This is a genomic window from Isoptericola variabilis, from assembly GCF_050311655.1.
Classification (GTDB): Bacteria; Actinomycetota; Actinomycetes; order Actinomycetales; family Cellulomonadaceae; genus Isoptericola; species Isoptericola variabilis.
Genome location: NZ_JBNOZM010000008.1, coordinates 189,470 through 207,581 on the forward strand (window position 1 = coordinate 189,470; position 18,112 = coordinate 207,581).

17 protein-coding genes are annotated in these 18,112 nt (G+C 75.7%); 11 read left to right on the plus strand and 6 right to left on the minus strand.

Annotated elements, in window-relative coordinates; translation table 11 throughout:
• The first annotated feature begins 24 nt into the window (after positions 1-24).
• From ACQP60_RS17615 to ACQP60_RS17635, 5 genes are all read left to right on the plus strand, one after another.
• Positions 25-495 carry a P-loop nucleotide/nucleoside kinase family protein gene (locus ACQP60_RS17615; protein ID WP_429735256.1) on the plus strand — a complete coding sequence of 157 codons (471 nt, stop codon included), beginning with the start codon at positions 25-27 and terminating at the stop codon, positions 493-495.
• A gap of 105 nt (positions 496-600) precedes the next feature.
• Complete coding sequence (gene nirB / locus ACQP60_RS17620; RefSeq protein WP_429735258.1) at positions 601-3,297, plus strand: nitrite reductase large subunit NirB; 2,697 nt, start codon at positions 601-603, stop codon at positions 3,295-3,297.
• Positions 3,294-3,728, plus strand: coding sequence for a nitrite reductase small subunit NirD (nirD, locus tag ACQP60_RS17625; protein WP_429735260.1), 435 nt, complete (start codon positions 3,294-3,296; stop codon positions 3,726-3,728). Before nirB ends, nirD begins: the two co-directional genes overlap by 4 nt.
• Positions 3,725-4,528: a uroporphyrinogen-III C-methyltransferase gene (cobA, locus tag ACQP60_RS17630; protein ID WP_429735262.1), complete on the plus strand. Its 804-nt coding sequence runs from the start codon at positions 3,725-3,727 to the stop codon at positions 4,526-4,528. The genes nirD and cobA overlap by 4 nt, the downstream gene beginning before the upstream one ends.
• Before the next feature lie 37 nt (positions 4,529-4,565).
• A complete protein-coding gene (locus ACQP60_RS17635; protein ID WP_429735349.1) occupies positions 4,566-5,699 on the plus strand; it encodes a uroporphyrinogen-III synthase in 1,134 nt (377 codons plus the stop codon).
• On the opposite strand, the gene ACQP60_RS17640 is transcribed toward ACQP60_RS17635, so the two are convergent.
• From ACQP60_RS17640 to ACQP60_RS17655, 4 genes are read right to left on the minus strand one after another with little or no spacing between them, the layout of a single operon-like run.
• Positions 5,687-6,742 (minus strand): sulfate/molybdate ABC transporter ATP-binding protein, encoded by a 1,056-nt coding sequence (locus ACQP60_RS17640; protein ID WP_429735264.1) that lies wholly within the window; start codon positions 6,740-6,742, stop codon positions 5,687-5,689. The two genes, ACQP60_RS17635 and ACQP60_RS17640, sit on opposite strands and share 13 nt — an antisense overlap.
• Positions 6,739-7,545: an ABC transporter permease gene (locus tag ACQP60_RS17645; RefSeq protein ID WP_429735266.1), complete on the minus strand. Its 807-nt coding sequence runs from the start codon at positions 7,543-7,545 to the stop codon at positions 6,739-6,741. The genes ACQP60_RS17640 and ACQP60_RS17645 overlap by 4 nt, the downstream gene beginning before the upstream one ends.
• A 6-nt stretch (positions 7,546-7,551) precedes the next feature.
• Complete coding sequence (modA, locus tag ACQP60_RS17650) at positions 7,552-8,316, minus strand: molybdate ABC transporter substrate-binding protein (protein WP_429735268.1); 765 nt, start codon at positions 8,314-8,316, stop codon at positions 7,552-7,554.
• A gap of 23 nt (positions 8,317-8,339) precedes the next feature.
• Positions 8,340-8,735, minus strand: a complete 396-nt coding sequence (locus ACQP60_RS17655) for a TOBE domain-containing protein (RefSeq protein ID WP_429735270.1) — start codon at positions 8,733-8,735, stop codon at positions 8,340-8,342.
• A gap of 166 nt (positions 8,736-8,901) precedes the next feature.
• On the opposite strand from ACQP60_RS17655, the gene ACQP60_RS17660 reads away from it, so the two are divergent.
• From ACQP60_RS17660 to mnmA, 6 genes are all read left to right on the plus strand, one after another.
• Positions 8,902-10,191, plus strand: a complete 1,290-nt coding sequence (locus ACQP60_RS17660; protein WP_429735272.1) for a molybdopterin molybdotransferase MoeA — start codon at positions 8,902-8,904, stop codon at positions 10,189-10,191.
• Between the two features lie 59 nt (positions 10,192-10,250).
• A complete protein-coding gene (gene moaC / locus ACQP60_RS17665) occupies positions 10,251-10,715 on the plus strand; it encodes a cyclic pyranopterin monophosphate synthase MoaC (protein WP_429735351.1) in 465 nt (154 codons plus the stop codon).
• Positions 10,712-11,791 carry a molybdenum cofactor biosynthesis protein MoaE gene (locus ACQP60_RS17670; RefSeq protein WP_429735274.1) on the plus strand — a complete coding sequence of 360 codons (1,080 nt, stop codon included), beginning with the start codon at positions 10,712-10,714 and terminating at the stop codon, positions 11,789-11,791. Before moaC ends, ACQP60_RS17670 begins: the two co-directional genes overlap by 4 nt.
• 118 nt (positions 11,792-11,909) lie before the next feature.
• Positions 11,910-14,132: a PhoX family protein gene (locus tag ACQP60_RS17675; RefSeq protein WP_429735276.1), complete on the plus strand. Its 2,223-nt coding sequence runs from the start codon at positions 11,910-11,912 to the stop codon at positions 14,130-14,132.
• Positions 14,133-14,306: 174 nt separating this feature from the next.
• The gene (locus ACQP60_RS17680) at positions 14,307-15,500 is read left to right on the plus strand and encodes a cysteine desulfurase family protein (RefSeq protein ID WP_429735353.1); all 1,194 of its coding nucleotides are present in this window, start codon (positions 14,307-14,309) and stop codon (positions 15,498-15,500) included.
• Positions 15,497-16,621, plus strand: coding sequence for a tRNA 2-thiouridine(34) synthase MnmA (gene mnmA / locus ACQP60_RS17685; RefSeq protein ID WP_429735278.1), 1,125 nt, complete (start codon positions 15,497-15,499; stop codon positions 16,619-16,621). The genes ACQP60_RS17680 and mnmA overlap by 4 nt, the downstream gene beginning before the upstream one ends.
• 51 nt (positions 16,622-16,672) lie before the next feature.
• On the opposite strand, the gene ACQP60_RS17690 is transcribed toward mnmA, so the two are convergent.
• The gene (locus ACQP60_RS17690) at positions 16,673-17,485 is read right to left on the minus strand and encodes a TrmH family RNA methyltransferase (RefSeq protein ID WP_429735280.1); all 813 of its coding nucleotides are present in this window, start codon (positions 17,483-17,485) and stop codon (positions 16,673-16,675) included.
• A 44-nt stretch (positions 17,486-17,529) separates the two neighbouring features.
• The gene (locus ACQP60_RS17695; protein WP_429735282.1) at positions 17,530-18,012 is read right to left on the minus strand and encodes an ester cyclase; all 483 of its coding nucleotides are present in this window, start codon (positions 18,010-18,012) and stop codon (positions 17,530-17,532) included.
• Between the last annotated feature and the right edge of the window lie 100 nt (positions 18,013-18,112).

Consider the following 18,112-nt stretch of genomic DNA (forward strand, 5'->3'; position numbering starts at 1 on the left):
GACAGCGAGGGTAGCGTCACGACCGTGTCGCACCTCGTCCTGCTGTGCGGACCCGCCGGAGCGGGCAAGTCCACGCACGCCCGCCGCTGGGCGGCCGACGGGTATGCGGTCGCGTCCGTCGACGAGCTCGCCTGGGCGGCGGGGCACCCGGCCGTGCACCCGCTGCCCGACGACGTCGCCCGGGAGGTGGCGGACACGCTGCGGTCCCGGGTCGCGACGCTGCTGGACGCAGGGCGCGACGTCGTCGTCGACTCGTCGTTCTGGTCCCGCGCGTCCCGGGACGAGTACCGGGCGCTCGGGTCGGCGCACGGCGCGGACGTGCTGGTCGTCCACGTCGACACCCCGCGCGACGTCGCCCTCGCCCGGGTGGCCGCCCGGGCCGCCACGCACCCGCACGACGTCGTCCTGGCCCCGGAGACGGCCGCGGCGTTCCACGACGGCTTCGAGGTCCCGACGCCGGACGAGGGTCCGCTGCGGGTCGTCCCCGGCTGCTGACCTCCCCGCCCTCTCGCGGGGCGTGTTTCGCGCGTGAGGCAGATGTTCCCGTGAGGTAACCGCGGCCTGACGGCGGCGACACGGCGGCTTCCTAGCGTCAGCGCCATGAACGAGACGCAGGGCACGCCCCCCAGCCCCCGGCCGGACCCGCGGCACGTCGTCGTCGTGGGCGGCGGCATGGTCGCGCAGCGCTTCGTCGAGGCGCTGCGGGCGCGCGACGACGCCGGCACCTGGCGCGTGACCGTCTTCGCGGAGGAGCCGCGCAAGCCGTACGACCGCGTGGGCCTCACCCGCTACTTCGAGGTGCGCGACGCCGAGGAGCTCACGCTCGGCGACCCGGCGCTGTGGGACGACCCGCTGGTCGACCTGCACCGCGACTGCGCCGTCGCGTCGATCGACCGCGCGGCCCGCACCGTCACCGACCGCCTCGGCCGGGTGCACGCCTACGACGAGCTCGTGCTCGCGACCGGCTCGAGCGCCGCGATGCCGCCCATCGACGGCAACGACCTGCCCGGCGTCTTCGTGTACCGCACCATCGACGACGTCGCGGCGCTGCGCGGCTGGGTGGAGGCCAAGCGCGAGGCGGGGCGGGTCGAGACGCGGGGCGGCGTGGTCGAGCGGCCGGTGCGCGGCGCCGTCGTCGGGGGCGGCCTGCTGGGGCTGGAGGCGGCGGGTGCGCTCAAGGCGCTCGGCGCGCAGGCCACGGTGATCCAGTTCGGCACGCACCTCATGGACGTGCAGATCGACCTGGGCGGCGGGCACGCGCTCAAGCGGCTCATCAACGACAAGGGCATCTCCGTCCGCACGGACACCGCGACGAAGGCGATCCGCCCGCACCGCCGCACCGGGCACGTGGGCCGCATGGACTTCGCGGACGGCGGCCGGCTCGACGTGGACGTCGTCGTCATGGCCACGGGCGTGCGGCCCCGCGACGAGCTGGCCCGCGCGGCGGGGCTGGAGATCGGCGAGCGTGGGGGCGCCGTCGTCGACCTCACCTGCCGCACCGCCGACGAGCACGTCTGGGCGATCGGCGAGGTCGCCTGCATCGAGGGCCGCTGCCTCGGCCTGGTGGCCCCCGGCAACACGATGGCGGAGGTCGTGGCCGACCGGCTGCTCGGCGGCGAGGCGACGTTCCCGGGCGCCGACACGGCCACCAAGCTCAAGCTGTCCGGCGTCGACGTCGCGAGCTTCGGCGACGCGCACGGGCGCACCGAGAAGTCGGTCGAGATCGTGTGGGCGGACCCGCTGGCCGGCGTCTACAAGAAGCTCGTCATGGCCGACGACGCGCGCACCCTGCTGGGCGGCGTCTTCGTCGGTGACGCGACGCCTTACGCGTCGCTCCGGCCGATGCTCGGGGCGGAGCTGCCCGGCGACCCGAGCGCCTTCCTCCTGCCGGAGGGGACCGGGGGCGCGCCCACCCTCGAGCTGCCCGACGACGCGCAGGTCTGCTCGTGCAACAACGTCTCGGCGGGCACGATCCGCGGCGCCGTGACGGACCACGACTGCACGGACGTCGCGGGCGTCAAGGCGTGCACCCGCGCCGGCACGACGTGCGGCGCCTGCCTGCCGCTGGTCACCAAGCTCACGAAGACGGAGCTGGCGAAGGCCGGCGTCGAGGTGAGCAACGCCCTGTGCGAGCACTTCGAGCTCTCCCGCGCCCAGCTGTTCGACGCCGTGCGCGTGGCCGACCTGCACACGTTCAGCGAGATCATCGCCCGGTTCGGGCGGGTGCCGGACGGCGCGAGCGGCGCCGGCCGCGGCTGCGACATCTGCAAGCCCACCGTCGCGTCGATCCTGGCCAGCCTCGGCAACGGGCACATCCTCGCGGGCGAGCAGGCCACGCTGCAGGACACCAACGACCACCTGCTCGCCAACATGCAGAAGGACGGCACCTACTCGGTGGTGCCGCGCATGCCGGGCGGCGAGGTGACGCCCGAGGGGCTGATCGTCGTCGGGCAGGTCGCGAAGGACTTCGGCCTCTACACGAAGATCACCGGCGGCCAGCGGATCGACATGTTCGGCGCGCGCGTCGAGCAGCTCCCGGAGATCTGGCGGCGGCTCGTGGACGCCGGGTTCGAGTCGGGGCACGCGTACGGCAAGTCGCTGCGCACCGTCAAGTCGTGCGTGGGGTCCACGTGGTGCCGGTACGGCGTGCAGGACTCCGTCGGCATGGCCGTCGAGCTCGAGCTGCGGTATCGCGGCCTGCGCTCCCCGCACAAGCTCAAGCTCGGCGTCTCCGGCTGCGCGCGGGAGTGCGCCGAGGCGCGGGGCAAGGACGTGGGCGTCATCGCGACCGAGCAGGGCTGGAACGTCTACGTGGGCGGCAACGGCGGGCAGACGCCCCGGCACGCGCAGCTGCTGGCGGAGAACCTGTCGTCCGCCGAGCTGCTGCGCACCATCGACCGCTTCCTCATGCTGTACATCCGCACCGCGGACCGGCTGCAGCGCACCGCCCCGTGGGTGGAGGAGTACGAGGGCGGGCTCGAGGCGATCCGCCAGGTGGTGATCGAGGACTCCCTCGGCATCGGCGCGGACCTCGACGCCGCGATGGCGAGGCACGTCGAGGGGTACGAGGACGAGTGGAAGGCCGTGCTCGAGGACCCGGAGAAGCTGGCCCGCTTCGGCTCCTTCGTCAACGCCCCGACCACGCCCGACCCGACGCTCGCGTACGTCCCCGAGCGGGGGCAGAAGCGGCCCGCCACCGCGGACGAGGTCGCCGCCGGGAGCGCCGACCCCGAGCTCGTCTCCGCCCTCACCAGCCCCGTCCTCGTCGCCGGCCCCACCCTGGAGGTGCGCGCATGACCGCCCTGACCCCGATCCCCACCCACACGAGCACCGACGCGAGCACCGACACGAGCATCGTGGACGGCCCCGGCTGGACCGCCGTCTGCCCGCTGGACGCGCTGTCGCCGGAGCGCGGCGCCGCCGCCCTCGTGACGGGGTCGGACGGCGAGGAGCTGCAGGTGGCGCTCTTCCGCCTGCTGGACGGCACGGTCTGCGCCGTCCAGCAGCTCGACCCGTACTCGGGGGCGAACGTCATGTCCCGCGGCATCGTCGGTACCCGCCGGGGCACGCCCACGGTGGCGTCGCCGGTGTACAAGCAGGTCTTCGAGCTGCACACCGGCCGCTGCCTCGACGCGGCGGGCAAGGTGCCGCGGGGTGGGCTGGCGGGGGACCTCGCGTCGTACCCGGTCGTCGTGTCGGGCGGCGTCGTGCACGTGGGGATCGGATGACGACGCCGGGCGCGGCCCGCGGTCGCGTCACCCTGGTCGGCGCGGGGCCGGGCGCCGCCGACCTGCTCACCTACCGCGCCTGGCGCGCGCTGACCACGGCCGACGTCGTCGTCACCGACCGGCTGGTGCCCCGCGAGGTGCTCGACGACCTGGACGCCGGCGTCGAGGTCGTCGACGTCGGCAAGTCGCCGGGCCGGCACACGCTGCCGCAGGCCGAGATCGACGCGCTGATCGTGGCGCGCGCCCTGGCCGGTCAGCGCGTGGTGCGCCTCAAGGGCGGCGACCCGTTCGTCTTCGGCCGGGGCGGCGAGGAGGTCGCGGCCTGCCGCGCCGCGGGGGTGCCCGTCGACGTCGTGCCCGGGGTGTCGTCCGCGCTCGCCGCGCCCGCCCTGGCCGGGGTGCCGCTCACGCACCGGGGCACGACGACGGCGTTCCACGTCGTCACGGGCCACACCCGCGACGGGGACGCGGGCGGCGACGTGCTCGACGACGTCTCGGTCGCCTGCGTGACGTCCCGGGCGGCGACGCTCGTGGTGCTCATGGGCGTCGCGGCGCTGCCCGGGATCGTCGCCCGCCTGCTGGACGCGGGCGCCGCGCCGGCGACGCCCGTCGCTATCGTGGAACGAGGTTCGCTGCCCGACCAGCGGGTCACGCGCGTCGCCCTCGACCTGGCCGCCAAGCGTGCCGAGGAGGTCGGGGTCCGCGCGCCCGCCGTGGTCGTGATCGGCGACGTGGCCCACGAGGAGCTGCTGGAGGTCGTGCGTGACGCAGGAGGAGCCGCAGGGCAGTCCGGTGGCTGACACCGCGCAGGGGCCCCGGCCGGCGCTGGGTCAGGTGATGGCGGGCTGCACGGTCCTCGTCACGGCCGACCGTCGCTCGGGCGAGCTGGCCGCCGCGCTGGAGCGCCGCGGCGCCGCCGTCCGGCACGCGCCGGCGCTGAGCATGATCCCGCACGTCGACGACGACGCCCTGGTCGCCGCGACGCGCGCCCTCGTCGCCGACCCGCCCGACGTCGTCGTCGCGACCACCGGCGTCGGGTTCCGCGCGTGGATCGAGGCCGCCGACGCGCACGGCCTCGCCGACGACCTGCTCGCCGTCCTGGGCCGGTCGCGGATCGTCGCGCGCGGCCCGAAGGCGCGTGGCGCGATCCAGGCCGCGGGTCTCCAGGCGGACTGGGTCGCGGAGTCGGAGACGTCGGCCGAGGTCGCCGAGGTGCTCCTCAGCGAGGGCGTGAGCGGGCTGCACGTCGCCATCCAGCACCACGGGGCGGGCGCCGACGGGCTGGACGCCGTGTTCGAGAAGGCGGGCGCCCGGGTGTCCGCGCTGGTCGTGTACCGGTGGGGGCCGCCGCCCGACCCGGCCGCCGTCGAGGCCTCCGTGCGCGCCGCCGCGGCGGGCGAGATCGACGCCGTCGCGTTCACCTCCGCGCCGGGCGCCGAGGCGTGGCTGCGTGCCGTCGAGGCCCAGGGGCTGCGCGACGCGGTCGTCGAGCGGTTCGTCGACGGGTCGATGGTCGCGGCCGCCGTCGGGCCCGTCACCGCGCGTCCGCTGGAGTCGCGCGGCATCCCGACGCTGCAGCCGGAGCGCGGCCGGCTCGGCGCGCTGGTGCGGTCGATCGTCGGGCACTACGAGCACCTGGAGTCCGTCGCGCTCGCCACCGTCGCCGGGCCGCTCGTCATCCGCGCCCGCGTCGCCGTCCTGGACCAGCAGGTGCTGCCCCTGTCGCCCACGGGCGTCGAGGTACTGCGGCTGCTCGCCTCCGCGGGCGGCGACGTCGTCTCCCGCGAGCGCGTGCTCGACGTGCTGCCGGGCAGCTCCCGCGACCCGCACGCCGTCGAGGTCGCCGTCGCCCGCCTGCGCGACGCCACCGGCCGCCGCGACCTGGTCAGGACCGTCGTCAAGCGCGGCTACCGGCTGGAGCTGGCGCACGACGACGCGCGCTGGACGCGCTCCGAGGATCACGCCGGGTAGACGTCCACCTCCGCGGCCTTGACCGACAGCCACACCTGCGCGCCGGGCACGAGGGACAGCTCGGCGGCGGACTGCGGCGTGAGGTCCGCGGCGAGGCGGTCGGTGCGCACGCGCACGAGGTCGCCGCGCGGCTCGAGGGAGCGCACGGTGGCGCGGAACGCGTTGCGCGGGGAGCCGTGCTGCTCGTCGAGGTAGACGGCGACGGCGGCGGGCCGGAAGACGGCGGTCGTCGGCGTCCCGGTGGCGATCCCGTCGGGGGGAGTGCGGCCGCGCACCACCTCGCCGGTCGTCGTGAGCACGCCGTCGCCGGTCCACGTCCCGGCCAGCAGGTTGAGCCCGGCGATCGTCGCCGCGAACGTGCTGCGGGGGCGGCTCAGCACCTGGGCGGTCGGCCCGCGCTCGACGACCCGCCCGTCCTCGACGACGGCCACGTCGTCGGCCAGCAGCAGCGCGTCGAGGACGTCATGGGTGGTGATCACCGCCGTCTGCCCCTCGAGCAGGTGGCGGAGGGTCTGCCGCAGCTCGGGCGTGACGTCGACGTCGAGGGCGGCCATGGGCTCGTCGAGCAGCAGCAACCGGGGCTCGGCCGCGAGGGCACGCGCGACGGCGACGCGCTGCGCCTGCCCGCCCGACAGGGTCGACGGCGCGCGGTCCGCCAGGTGCGCGAGCCCGACCTGCTCCAGCCGCCGGTCCGCCGCCGCGTCGGCCGTGCGCCGTCGGGCGCCCTGGGAGCGCGGCCCGAACGCGACGTTCTGCCGCACGGACAGGTGCGGGAAGAGCAGCGGCTCCTGCGCGAGCAGCGCGACGTGCCGGTCGTGCGGCGGCACCCAGGTGCGGGTGCGGCCGCCGTCGGCGCGCACGAGCGTGCGGCCGTCGAGGGTGACGTGCCCGTCGTGCGGGCGCAGGGTGCCCGCCACGAGGCCGAGCGTGGTGGACTTGCCGGCCCCGTTCGGGCCCAGCAGGGCGAGCGTGCGGCCCTCGGCGACGTCGAGCTCGACGGCGAACCCGCGGGCGGGCAGCGTGGCGGCGAACGTCAGCGTCACAGGGGGCCCCGCTCCCGCCGCGTGGCGGCGATGACGAGCACGGCGACGACGACGAGCAGCAGGGACAGGGCGACGGCGGCGTCGGGGTCGGTCTCGCGCTGCAGGTAGATCTCCAGCGGCAGGGTGCGCGTGACGCCCTGCAGGCTGCCGGCGAACGTGATGGTGGCACCGAACTCGCCGAGGGCGCGGGCGAACGACAGCACCGCCCCGGACAGCAGGCCCGGCCACACGAGGGGGAGGGTCACGCGGCGCAGCACCGTCGTCGGGCGTGCGCCGAGCGACGCCGCGACCATCTCGTAGCGGGCGCCCGCCGTGCGCAGCGCGCCCTCGAGGCTCGTCACGAGGAACGGCAGCGCGACGAACGTCTGCGCGAGCACGACGGCCGTCGTCGAGAACGCGACCTGCAGGCCCGCGACCTCGAGCGTCTCGCCGAGCAGGCCGCGGCGGCCGAACGTGTACAGCAGCGCGATGCCGCCGACGACCGGCGGCAGCACCAGCGGCACCATCACCAGCGAGCGCAGCAGGTCGATGCCGGGGAAGCGGCACCGGGCCAGCACCAGCGCCATCGGGACGCCGAGCACGAGGCACGCGACCGTGCTCGCGGCCGACGTCTGCAGGCTCAGCAGCAGCGCCGCCCGCGCGGACTCGCTGGTGATCAGCCCCCAGTAGCTCGACCAGTCGACGCGCGTGGCCATCGCGACCAGCGGCAGCAGCACGAACAGCCCGCCCACCGCGGCGGGCACGAACGCCCAGCGCGGCAGGCCGACGGCGGCCTCGCCGGTGGATCGCGTCGGGGCTCGCACGGGCGCCTACGGGGCCGCGAAGCCGAACCCGGCGAGGGTCTGCTGCCCCTCGGACGAGAGGACGAGGTCGACGAACTGCCGCGCGAGCTCCGCCCGGTCCGAGTCGGCGACGGGCGCGATCGGGTAGGTGTTGACGGCCTCCGCCGACTCGGGGAGCTCGACCCCCTCGACGTCGTCGCCCGCGGCGGCGACGTCGGTGACGTAGACGAGCCCGGCGTCCGCCTCGCCGGCGGTGACCTTGCCGAGGACGTCGGTGACGCTCTGCTCCTCGCTCACCGGGCGCAGGTCGAGGCCGGCGGCGTCGGCGACCTTCGCGGAGGCGGCCCCGCACGGCACCTCCGGCGCGCACAGCACGAGCTTCACGCCGGGGCTCGCGAGGTCGGCGAGGGTCTCGACGCCGGCCGGGTTGCCCGGCGGGACGGCGATCTCCAGCGTGTTGGTGGCGAAGTCCTGCGGGTCGCCGACGAGGTCGTCTCCGACGAGCCTGTCCATGGTCGCCGTGTCCGCGGAGGCGAAGACGTCGGCCGGCGCGCCCTGCTGGATCTGCGCCACCAGGTCCGACGACCCGGCGAAGCTCAGCTGCACGTCCACGCCCTCGTGCGCCGCCTCGAACTGCGCCGCGAGGTCCTCGAACGAGCCCTTCAGCGACGCGGCGGCGAACACGGTGAGCGTCGTCGTGCCGGCGTCGCCGGTCCCGGACGCCGACGCGCCGCAGCCCGCCAGCGCCATCACCGTGAGCGCCGCGCCCCCGGCGGCGAGGGGCGTCCTCATGCGTCTCCTCCGTGCTGGTCCGGTCACGCCTCGGCCTCGATCACGACCGTTGTCGACTTGATGACCGCCACCGCCACGGAGCCGCGTTCCAGGCCCAGGTCGCGCACGGCCTCGCTGCTCATGAGCGACACGACGCGGAACGGCCCGCACTGCAGCTCGACCTGCGACATCACCGGGTCGCTCTGGATGTCGGTGACCAGCCCGACGAAGCGGTTGCGCGCCGAGCTCTTCATCCCGCCCGGCAGCGCCGGGACGGTCGCGTGCTCGCGCGCCACCATCGCCACCTCGTACCCGTCCACGACCTTGCGGCCCGACGTGTCCGTCGTGGACCCGAGCAGCCCGCGGTCGATCCACCGGCGCACGGTGTCGTCGCTGACGCCGAGGTACACGGACGCTTCCGAAACTCGCATGTGCGGCACGAAGAGGAGCATAGATCCGCAGGTGCGGACTCGGGAAGCCCGCGTTCCCGTCCAGCCCGCGCGTGTTCCCGAGGGGACGCGCCCCCACGCCCCGGGGCGGGCGCCTCGGTCGGGCGTTCGCTGTCCGCCGGAGACCTCGAGAGGCGGGGGACATAGGCTGACGCCCGTGCATGACGACGTGACGCAGCGACGGTCGGTGGCCGAGCACGCGGCCGCCGTGGCCGAGGCGGTCGAGCCCGCCCTGGCGGCGGCGCGCGAGCGCGCGTCCGCACGGGTGGACGTCGCGACCCTGCTGACGCAGGTGGGTGCCGGGGCCGGGCTGTCGCCGCGCGTGCTGGCGCGCGACGCGGTGGCCGCGGTGGCGCTGCCCGGCTTCGACAACTCCCAGATGGACGGGTACGCGGTGCGGACGTCCGACCTCGCGACGGCGACGCCGCAGGCCCCGGTGGCGCTGCCCGTCGTCGCCCCCGTCCCCGCCGGGACGCAGCCGCCGCCCCTGGAGGCGGGCACCGCGGCTCCCGTGATGACCGGGGCCCCGGTCCCCGCGGGGTCCGACGCCGTCGTGAGGATCGAGGACGCCGACCCGCCGCGGTTCCCGGACCCGGACGCCTCCGCGACGGTCCGGTTCGCCGCCCCCGTCGCGACGGGCGCCTTCGTGCGCGCCGCGGGCTCCGACGTCGCGGCCGGCGACGTGCTCGTCCCCGCCGGGACGCCGCTCGGCGCTCCGCAGCTCGGGGCGCTCGTCGCCGCCGGCGTCACGACCGTCGAGGTCGCGGCCCCGCCGCACGTGCTGCTCGTCTCCACCGGATCGGAGCTGGCCACCGCGGGCGCGGCGCTCGGCCCGGCGCAGGTGCACGACGCCAACGGGGCGGCGCTCACCGCCGCGCTCGGGCAGGCGGGCGCCCGCGTCACGTCCCGCGTCGCGCCCGACCATCCCGACGCGCTGCTCCGGGTGCTCGACGACGCGCCGGGCGACGTCGCCCTCGTCGTGACGACCGGCGGCGTGTCCGCCGGGGCGTACGAGGTGGTGCGCCAGACCCTCACGGACGCCTGGTTCGGGCACGTCGCCGTCCAGCCGGGCGGGCCGCAGGGCCTGGGCACGGTGGCCGTCGGGGGCGGCCGGCACGTGCCGCTCGTGGCGTTCCCCGGCAACCCGGTGAGCGCGTACGTGTCGTTCGAGCTGTTCCTGCGCCCGCTGCTCGCCGCGGCGACGGGTGCGTCGCCCGCCCGTCGGGCCACCGGCCGCGCGCCCCTCGCCGAGCCGCTCGACTCGCCGCCCGCGCTGCACCAGGTGCGGCGGGGCACGCTCGACGGCGACAGCCGCGTGCGCATGACCGGCGGCCCCGGCTCGCACCTGCTCACCCACCTCGCGGCCGCGACCGTCCTCGTGCACGTGCCGCCCGGCGTCGCGCACCTCGACGCCGGCGACCCCGTCGACTACCAGGAGCTCCGTTGACCGACCCGAACGACCCGACGCAGGGCCTGTCCCACTACCGTGCCGACGGCGCGGCGCACATGGTCGACGTGTCCGCCAAGGACGTCACGAAGCGGCAGGCCACCGCGACGGGCGTGCTGCGCACCCGCGCCGACGTCGTCGACCGGATCGCGTCGGGCGACCTGCCCAAGGGGGAGGCGATCGCCACCGCCCGCATCGCCGGGATCCTGGGCGCCAAGCGCACCCCCGACCTCGTGCCGCTGTGCCACCCGCTGCCGATCTCGGGCGTGGAGATCGACGTCGTGCCCGGCGGGGACGGTCCCGGTACGGTCGCGATCTCCGCGACGGTCCGCACCACCGGCCGCACCGGCGTCGAGATGGAGGCACTCACCGCGGTGACGGTCGCCGGGCTGACGCTCTACGACATGATCAAGGCCGTCGACAAGGCCGCCGTGCTCACCGACGTGCAGGTCGTCGCGAAGTCGGGCGGCACGTCGGGCGACTGGGCGCGCGCAGCGGCCGACGCGGGCGGGGAGGACGCATGATCGGCACCCACGAGCACCACGGCACGCACGACGACCGGCACCCCCGGCGCCGCGTCGCCGTCGTCGTCGCCTCCGACCGCGCGGCGGCGGGGGAGTACGAGGACCGGTCGGGACCGGCGGCCGTCGCGTGGTTCGCCGCCCGTGGCTGGCGCACGTCGCCGCCCGTCGTCGTGCCCGACGGCGAGCCGGTGCGTGAGGCGCTCGCCGCGCTGCTCGTGTCGGGCCCCGACGAGCTCCCGCACCTCGTCGTGACCAGCGGCGGCACCGGCCTCGGCCCGCGCGACCGCACCCCGGAGGCGACGCGTGCCGTCCTGGACCGCGAGGTGCCGGGGATCGCGGAGCTCGTCCGCGCGCGCTCGCTCGCACCGACCGACCCGGCGAAGCAGGCCGTGCCCGCGGCGGCGCTGTCCCGTGGCGTCGCGGGTGTCGCCGGGCGCACGCTGGTCGTCAACCTGCCGGGCTCCGTCGGCGGGGTGACGGACGGCCTCGACGCGCTGGCCGACGTGCTGCCGCACGCCGTCGACCAGCTCGCCGGCGGCGACCACCCTGTCCCCACCGACTCGCGTGGTAGTGCGTCCCGCACCGGGGAAGTGCCCGCGGGGTCCTACCGCGAGGCGGGAGGCACTACCTCGGCGACCGTGCTGCGCGCCGACGTCGTCGACTCGCCGCTCGACCCGCTGGTCGGGGAGCTCAGCGCGCTGGTGCGCGACGACGCGTGCGGCGCGGTGGCGACGTTCACGGGCTACGTGCGCGACCACGACGGCGGGCGCGGGGTCCTGCGCCTGCACTACGAGGCGCACCCGGACGCGGCGGCGGTGCTGCGGGCGGTGGCGGACCGCGTCGCGCGCCGCACGGCCGCGGCGACGGGGGACCGCGTCCGCGTCGCCGTCGTGCACCGCACCGGCGACCTGACGATCGGCGACGTCGCGGTGGTGGCGGCCGTGGCGGCGGGGCACCGGCAGGCGGCGTTCACCGCCGCGTCGGACCTGGTCGAGGAGCTCAAGGCCGAGGTGCCGATCTGGAAGGAGCAGGGCTTCGACGACGGCACGTCGGAGTGGGTGGCGTCGCTCGGCTGAGGTCGAACGCGCAGGTCACCTGCTGTTCACCTGAGGGTCGGTGTCACGACGGTCGCCCGCCACCGGTGCTCCCTACGTTCGGGCACGTCACCCCCTGTCCCACCCTCAGGAGTGCCCGATGACGATCGCCCCCGAGTCGCGCCCGCTGCTGGAGCTCGCGGCCACGCCTCACAGCCCTCACTACGCGCGCGGCAAGCGCAGCCCGGTCACGTGCCGGCTCAAGTGCGCCGACGCGTGCTCGCACCCCGCGCCCAACGAGTCCGCCAACGAGTACTTCCGCGACGTCGCGGCGCGGGCGCTCTCCCGCCGCGTCATGCTCGGCGGCCTCGCCGCCGCGGCCGCCACCGTCGTCGTCGGCGCCCAGGTGGCGGGCGCACCCGGCGCGGGCGCCGTCACCGCCGGCCGCGGGCACGGCGCGGGCAAGGGCCTCGCGTTCGGCGCCATCGCGCCGCAGGACGCCGCGGTCGACGCGTTCGTCGTGCCCGAGGGGTACGAGTGGTCGCCGATCATCCGCTGGGGCGACCCGATCCTGCCCGGTGGACGCGCGTTCGACGCCGCGCGCCAGACGCCGGAGCAGCAGGCCAAGCAGTTCGGCTACAACGTGGACTACCTCGACATCCTCCCGGCCGACCCGGACGACGTCCGCCCCCGGGGCAAGACGAAGCGCGGCACGCGTGGCCTGCTCGTGAGCAACCACGAGTACACCAACGCCGGGATCATGTTCGACGACTCGTACGACGCCGCCACGCGCCGTGCCATCGAGCGCGCGGCCTGGGGCCTGTCGGTCGTCGAGGTGCGCCGCGACCGCGAGGGTTCGCCGTGGACCTACTCGCGGATCAGCCGCTACAACCGCCGCATCACGGTCGACACCGAGTTCCGGGTGGACGGCCCCGCGGCCGGCTCGTACCTGATGAGGACGGTCGAGGACCCGACCGGTACCCGCGTGCGCGGCACGCTCAACAACTGCGCGGGCGGCACGACGCCGTGGGGCACCGTCGTCTCCGGCGAGGAGAACTACAACGCCAACTTCCGCGTCAACGGCAAGGACCCGCGCGACGCGCGGTACGGGCTCAAGGACGCGGCGACGAGCTACGGCTGGGAGCTCGACGACCCGCGGTTCGACGGCCGCAACCCCGGCTACGAGTACGAGAGCCACCGCTTCGGCTGGATCGTCGAGGTGGACCCGTACGAGCCCGACGAGGCGCCCGTCAAGCACACGGCGATGGGCCGCTTCAAGCACGAGGGCGCCAACGTCATCCTCTCGAAGCGCGGCCACGCCGTCGCCTACATGGGCGACGACGAGCGCTTCGACTACGTCTACAAGTTCGTCTCGAAGAACCGCTTCCGCGAGGGCAGCAGCCGTGGGGCCCGCCGCCACAACAAGACGCTCCTGTCCGAGGGCGACCTCTACGTGGCCCGGTTCAGGGGCGACTCCCCGGCGTCGGAGCTCGACGGCTCGGGCGCGGTGCCGTCCGACGGCGCCTTCGACGGCACGGGCGAGTGGGTCCCGCTGGTCAAGGACGGCGAGTCGCAGGTGCCGGGGATGACCACCGAGGAGGTGCTCGTCTTCACGCGGCTGGCCGCGGACGCCGTCGGCGCCACCAAGATGGACCGCCCGGAGGACGTGGAGCCCAACCCGCTCACCGGCCGCGTCTACGTGGCGTGCACCAACAACACCGACCGCGGCAAGGCGGGCAAGGAGGGCGCCACCGAGCCCAACCCGCGCACCACCAACCGCGACGGCCACGTGGTGGAGATCATCGAGGACCGCGGCGACCAGACCGCCACGACCTTCACCTGGAACCTGCTGCTCGTCGCGGGCGACCCGTCCGTCAACGGCTCCACGTACTTCTCCGGCTTCCCGGCCGACAAGGTGTCCCCGATCTCCTGCCCGGACAACCTCGCGTTCGACGCCGAGGGCAACCTGTGGATCTCCACCGACGGCGCGCCGTCGACGATCCAGAAGTGCGACGGCCTGTTCAAGGTGACCCTCACGGGCCGCCAGCGGGGCCGGGTGGAGCAGTTCCTGTCCGTGCCGCGCGACGCCGAGACCTGCGGGCCCGTCGTCGACTCGCGCGACGCGATGGTCTACGTCAACGTCCAGCACCCGGGCGAGGACGGCACCTTCGACGCGCCGAACTCCTACTTCCCCGACTACCTCGCCGAGGGCGAGCGGGCCCCCGCCGGCGCCTGGCGCGGCCCGCGGCCGTCCACGATCCAGGTGTACAAGGCCGGACGCGGCGAGCACCCCGGGAATGGCCAGGGGAACGGGCACGGGCACGGCAAGGACGGCGACGGCTGGGACGGCCCCGGGCCGTTCCCGTGGCCCCGCCGCCGCTGACCCCCGCCTGATCCGACCTGACGCATCGAGCGTGCTGACTTCGTCCTCGTTCCGCCCGGATGAGGACGAAGTCAGCACGCTCGTTGCTGTGCGGGACAGTTCGTAGACTGGGGGACCGTGACCACCCCCGAGGCGCCGGCCGGCGCCTACCTCGACCACGCCGCCACGACCCCCATGTCGCGGGCGGCGCTCGAGGCGTACGTGGCGGAGGCCGGGCGGACCGGCAACGCGAGCTCCCTGCACTCGGCGGGGCGCGCGGCCCGCCGGGCCGTCGAGGAGTCGCGCGAGTCCGTGGCCGCGTCGCTGGGCGCGCGCCCCAGCGAGGTGATCTTCACCGCCGGGGGCACGGAGTCCGACAACCTCGCCGTCAAGGGGATCTTCTGGGGCCGGCGCCGCACCGACCCGCGCCGCACCCGCGTGCTGGTGTCCGCCGTCGAGCACCACGCGGTGCTCGACCCGGCGTTCTGGCTCGCGGGGCACGCGGGGGCGGAGATCGTGCTGCTCCCCGTGGACGGCGACGGCCGCCTCGACCTCGCGGCCCTGCGCGCCGAGCTGACGGAGCACGGCGACGAGGTCGCGCTCGTCTCGGTGATGTGGGCCAACAACGAGGTGGGCACGCTGCAGCCGGTGCGCGACGTCGTCCGGCTCGCGCACCAGCACGGCGTACCCGTGCACACGGACGCGGTGCAGGCCGTCGGCCAGGTCGAGGTCGACTTCGCGGCCTCGGGCGTGGACGCGATGACGGTGACGGCGCACAAGCTCGGCGGGCCGATCGGCGTGGGCGCGCTGCTCGCCCGCCGTGACCTGCCGCTCGAGGCGGTGCTGCACGGCGGCGGCCAGGAGCGCGGCGTGCGCTCGGGCACGCTCGACGTGCCCGCGATCCGGTCGTTCGCCGTCGCGCTGGCGGAGACCGTCGCCGCACGGCCCGAGCGCGCCGCCGCCCTGGCCGCGCTGCGCGACCGGCTCGTCGCGGGCGTCCGGGGCGCGGACCCGGAGGCGGTGCTGCGCGGCGCCGACCCGACACCGCGCCCGACGTCGGACGACGGCGTCCAGTCGCGGCTCCCGGGCAACGCCCACTTCACCTTCCCCGGCGCCGAGGGCGACTCGCTGCTCTACCTGCTGGACTCCGCGGGCGTGCAGGCCTCCACCGGCTCCGCGTGCCAGGCGGGCGTGCCGCAGCCGTCGCACGTGCTGCTCGCGATGGGCGTGCCGGAGCTCGAGGCGCGCGGCGCCCTGCGCTTCTCCCTCGGCGCGACGTCGACCGCCGACGACGTCGACCGCCTCGTCGCCGCGCTGCCCCAGGTCGTCGAGCGGGCGCGCGCCGCCGGTCTCGTGTCCGCGCCGGCCCGGGCCGGAGGTGCGGCGTGAGGGTGCTGGCAGCCATGTCGGGCGGCGTGGACTCGGCCGTGGCCGCGGCGCTCGCCGTGGAGGCGGGGCACGACGTGGTCGGTGTGCACATGGCGCTGAGCCGCAACCGCGACCAGTTCCGCACGGGCTCGCGCGGCTGCTGCTCCATCGAGGACGCCGGCGACGCGCGCCGGGCCGCCGACGTGCTCGGCATCCCCTACTACGTGTGGGACCTGTCCGAGCGCTTCGAGGACACGGTCGTCGCGGACTTCCTGTCGGAGTACGAGGCGGGCCGCACCCCGAACCCGTGCGTGCGCTGCAACGAGCACATCAAGTTCGAGGCGCTGCTCGACAAGGCCACGGCCCTCGGCTTCGACGCCGTCGCGACCGGCCACTACGCCCAGGTCGTGACGCGCGAGGCCCCCGACGGCACGGTGACCCGCGAGCTGCACCGGTCGCCGAACGACGAGAAGGACCAGTCGTACGTGCTGGCCGTGATGGGTCCGGACCGGCTGGCCCGCGCGATGTTCCCGCTCGGCGGCTTCGCGTCGAAGGCGGAGGTGCGCGCGGAGGCCGAGCGGCGCGGGCTGTCCGTGAGCGCCAAGCCCGACTCCTACGACATCTGCTTCGTGGCCGACGGCGACACCCGCGGCTTCCTGCGCGACCGGCTCGGCTCGCGGCCGGGCGAGGTCGTCGACACGGCGGGGAACGTCGTCGGCGAGCACGACGGCGCGTACGCGTTCACGGTCGGCCAGCGCAAGGGCCTCGGCCTCGGCCGCCCCGCGGCCGACGGGCGCGCGCGGTACGTGGTGGACGTGCAGACGTCGACCAACACCGTCGTCGTGGGCCCGGCCGAGCTGCTGAGCGTGGACCGGATCGAGGCGGGGAAGGCGGTCTGGCTCGCCACGCCGCAGGAGCACGCCGACGGCGCCTGGCTCGACGACGTCGAGGTGCAGGTCCGGGCCCACGGCGCGCCGGTGCCCGCCCGCGTCCGGGCGACGAGCGCGGACGGCGCTCCGGCGATGGACGTGGAGCTCACCGGCCGCCCGCTGCGCGGCGTCGCGGCCGGGCAGTCGCTGGTCGTGTACCGCGGCACGCGCGTGCTCGGCCAGGGCACGGTCGCGCGGGCCTGGCGCGGCTGACGTCGCGTCCCGCACGGGACAGCGGGGGGTCAGCGCGGGGTCAGCGCAGGGTCAGTTCCGTGCGAGCCGCTGGCGGCGTGCCTCGTACAGCACGATCGACGCGGCGTTCGAGGCGTTGAGCGAGCTCGCGGACCCCGCCATGGGGATCGCCACGGTGACGTCGGCGGCCTCGCGCCACCCCTTCGACAGCCCGGCGGTCTCGTTGCCGACGGCGAGCAGCACCGGCCCGGTGAGGTCGACGTCGGCGGGCGCGGCGTCGCCGTCCTCGTCGGTCGCGACGACGGTCACCGGGCGCCCGGCGGCGCGGTGCGCGCCCACCCAGTCCATGACCTGGGTGTGCGAGGCTGCCCGGACCACGGGCAGCGCGAACAGGGAGCCGGTCGTGGCGCGCACGGCCTTCGGGTCGTACGGGTCGGCGGCATGGCCGGTGACGACGAGGCCGTCGGCGCCGAACGCGTCGGCGGAGCGCACCACGGCGCCGACGTTGCCCGGCTGGGTGGGGCGGTCGAAGACGACGCCCAGGAACGACGGCCCCACCGGGACGCGCGCCAGGTCGTCGTCGGGCATCGCGACGACGGCCAGCAGCTCGCTGGCGCCCTCGTCCTTCTCGGCGAGCTCCGCGAGCAGGTCGGGGGACATGGCGATCGTCTCGGCGCCCGTGGCCTGCAGCATGTCCTTGGCCCACGACGACAGGCGGCGGTCCGTCTCGTGCAGCAGCGTGCGCACCTGCCAGCCGTGCTCGACCGCCATCGTGATCGGGCGCACGCCCTGCACCAGGAACTCCCCGGCGCGACCCCGCTTGGTGCGGTTCGTGAGCAGCGTCTGGAGCTGCTGGAAACGGGCGTTGCGCACGGTGATCCGCATGGGCGCAGTCTCCCACGGGCGGACCCGGCGCCCGGCCACCGTGGTCAGCGGCGCAGCTCGTGCTCCCACCACACCTGGTCGCGCATCACCCAGTGCTCGGCCTCGAGCCCGTCCGCGACGCGGACCAGGTGCATCTCGCGCACGGTGAAGCGCCGGTGCGACGGCGCGACGCCGAGGAAGAACCCCGAGTGCAGGGCGCTGAACGCGACGTGCAGGGCCACGAGGTCGCCCTCGGTGACGGCGTGCAGCACCTCGACGCGCTGCTCGTCGAACGCGTCGTGGAACCAGTGCATCGTGGCGACGAGCGCGTCGGGGCCGCCGGCGCAGCCCGGCAGCACGTCGTGGTTCCGGAAGCCGGGCGCGAGCTGGCGCCGCAGCACCGCCTCCGCGCCCGACGGCATGGCGTTGGCGTGCACGCGGGTGGCGACGGCGCGGGCGGTCGACGGCAGGTGGGCCGGGAGCGCGCCGGACGGTGCGGAGACCGGCGCCGCGGGTGACGCGGGCGCCTGGTCGAGGATCACGGACATCGGGACTCCTTCGTCCGGCCGTTACGGTGCTCCGGGTGAGCGCCTGTGACGGCCGCTCCTATTCTTCGAGAGCAGCGAGTCGCCGCGGCGTGACGCGGCG